Below are 2,671 nucleotides of genomic sequence, written 5' to 3'. Positions count from 1 at the left end.
GATCGAGCGAGTCGTGGGGGTCCTGGAAGACCATCTGCACGCGCGTCCGATGCCGCCGCAGCGCGGCTCCGCGCAGCGCGGCGGTGTCCGCTCCGCGGAACCGCACGGCACCCTCCGTGGGGCGCAGCGCCCCCATCACGAGACGCGCGAGAGTGGACTTGCCCGAGCCCGACTCGCCGACGATACCGAGGGTGTGGCCGACGTCGACCCGCAGGTCCACCTCGGTGAGCGCCCGGAACGCGTGGACGCCCGAGCCGTACGTGTAGCCGATGCGGGAGAGCTCGAGAACGGGGGCGGGGGAGTCCGCGGGCGGGATCATGGCGTTCACCTCACGAAGTCGGCGGTCCGCAGCGGGGTGCGGGGCGGGATCGAGGCCCGCGGGATGCTCTCCAGCAGCGCCTGCGTGTACGGGTGGTTCGGTGCGGCGAGGATGCTCGCGGCGGGGCCTTCTTCGACGACGCGCCCGCGCAGCATCACGAGCACGCGATCGCACAGTTCGGTGATCACCCCGAGGTCGTGGCTGATGAACAGCACCCCCATCCCCGTCGCGTCCCGCAGGTCCCGGATGAGGTCGAGGACATCGGCCTGCACGGTCACGTCGAGCGCCGTCGTGGGCTCGTCGGCGACCAGCAGCCGGGGGTGGGCGGCCATCGCGATCGCGATGACGACCCGTTGACGCTGACCGCCGGAGAGCTGATGCGGGTAGTGATCGATGCGGCGCTCCGGGTCGGGCATGCGCACGAGCCGGAGCAGCTCGAGCGCGCGCGCCCGTCGTACCCGGCGGTCACGCTCGCCGTGGACCCGCAGCGTCTCGGAGATCTGCTCTCCGATCCGGATGAGGGGGTTCAGCGCGGTCATCGGCTCCTGGAACACCATCGCCGCACTCGATCCCCGGATCGCGCACAGCTCGCGCTCGCTGAGGTCGAGGATGTCGGTCCCGGCGACGTCGAGGCGCTCCGCCTCGACGCGCGCGGAATCCGGCAGGAGGCCGAGCGTCGCCATGGCGACGCTCGACTTCCCGCTGCCGGATTCGCCGATCATCCCCACGATCTCGCCGGCGCCGACCGTGAACGAGACGTCCTCCACGGCTGTCGAGCCGTTGCGGTAGCCGATCGTCAGGGCGGCGACGTCGAGCACGGTGCCGGATCCGGCGGATCGTGGGGAGTCGGCGGTCATCAGCGGGCCAGCCAGGTGTACTTCAGGTTGTAGCGGGACGTGTACGGGTCGGTCGTGTACCCCTGGACCACGTCGGAGTTCCATACCTGGTAGTACTGGGGCAGCGCCGCGGGAACGAGCGCGAGCACGTTCTCGGTGACGATGTCGTTGAGCTGCGCGATGACGTCGGACTGCTCGTCCAGATCGGGGATCGTCTTCGCCTGGGCGAGTAGGGCGATCGCCTCCTCGGCATCCGGGTTGCCCTTCCAGTGGTTCATCGCGCCGGCGTCGGAGAGGAACGGGTCGTAGTAGAACGCGGGGTTGGCCCGGTAGCTCCACGGGAGCGAGACGAGGTCCGTGAACGAGGCGCCGGTGGTGAAGATCTGGGAGATCTCAGCCGTGGGCATCGGGTTCAGCTCGAGAGTGATTCCCGCCTCCGCCAGCTGCTGCTGCATCAGTTCGTACATCGGATGCTGGTTCTGCAGAGCCTCACCGAAGTAGTTGATCGTGATGGTGGGATGAGGCTGTCCCGCCTCCTCCAGCAGCTCCTTGGCCGCGGCGACGTCCCGGGTGTAGTAGGGCGTGTCGGCGTCGGGCACGGGAGCGTTGGGGTCGCCCGCCGGTGCGACGAAGCTCACTTCGCCGTCGCCGAAGAACACGGTGTCGATGATCGCCTGCCGGTCAAGCGCCAGGGACACGGCCTGTCGTACGCGGATGTCGCTGAGCGGCCCGGACTCCGGGTTGATGAAGATCGGCAGGCCCTGCGTGTAGGCGAGGTCGCCCTGCGTGAACCCGGCATCGACGGCCTGGCCGGCGATCGTGCCGTCGGCGAACCACGCCGCGTCGATAGTGCCCTGCTGGAGGGCGGAGAGCCGGGTGCTCTCGTCGGTGATCACCTCGAACACGAGCTCGTCGACGTACGGCCTTCCCTCCTCCCAGTAGTTCTCGTTCTTGTCGAAGGTCAGCGAGACGCCGTCGGTCCAGTCGACGAGCTCGAACGGACCGGTGCCCATCGCGGTGCGCTGCCGCTCCTCCTCGCTCGCCTGCGAATACCACTGCTCGCTGACGATGAAGAACGTCTCACGGTGCGACACGGCGTCGATGAACGTCCCGTTCGGCGAGGAGAACGAGAACGTGACCGTCGTCGGGTCGTCGGCGGTGATGGTCTCCAACCCGATGAGGTACGCCTTCTTGGAGATGTTGCTCGCCATGTACTGCTCGAACGAGTAGACGACGTCATCCGCGGTGAAGTCGGTGCCGTCGGCGAATTTCACGCCCTCGCGGAGCGTGAACACGTACGTGAGATCGTCGGGCTGCTCGTAGCTGAGCGCGAGTCCGGGCTGGATCATGCCGTCGGCATCCTTCGTGAGGAGTGTCTCGTAGACCTGGTCCATCGTGAAGTAGTTGGCAAGGCCGGTGCCGACCATGGGGTCGACACCGCCGGCGGCGGGCTCGGTGTTGACGCCCCACGTGAGGGTGCCGCCGGCGACGGGCTCGCCGGCGGACGTGCTGGGGC

3 protein-coding genes are annotated in these 2,671 nt (G+C 68.5%); all 3 read right to left on the bottom strand.

Annotated features, from left to right (window positions below):
• Positions 1 to 319 (bottom strand): ATP-binding cassette domain-containing protein (locus WBP48_RS15300; protein WP_424441613.1); only part of this gene is annotated, 319 nt, incomplete at its 3' end.
• Positions 320 to 324: 5 nt separating this feature from the next.
• Entirely contained in the window at positions 325 to 1,176 is an 852-nt protein-coding gene (locus WBP48_RS15295) for an ABC transporter ATP-binding protein (protein WP_424441612.1), read from the bottom strand.
• Positions 1,176 to 2,671: ABC transporter substrate-binding protein (locus WBP48_RS15290; RefSeq protein ID WP_424441611.1), on the bottom strand; the 1,496-nt coding region annotated here is incomplete at its 5' end. The genes WBP48_RS15295 and WBP48_RS15290, both read right to left, overlap by 1 nt.

The organism is Microbacterium sp. (genome assembly GCF_049661145.1).
Lineage (GTDB): Bacteria > Actinomycetota > Actinomycetes > Actinomycetales > Microbacteriaceae > Microbacterium.
The sequence above is the reverse complement of the archived record's forward strand: the minus strand, read 5'-3'. Positions and strand labels throughout refer to the sequence as shown.

Excerpts from the sequence above, each read along its gene's own strand:
- WBP48_RS15295 (WP_424441612.1), bottom strand. The coding sequence starts at position 1,176 with ATGACCGCCGACTCCCCACGATCCGCCGGATCCGGCACCGTGCTCGAC.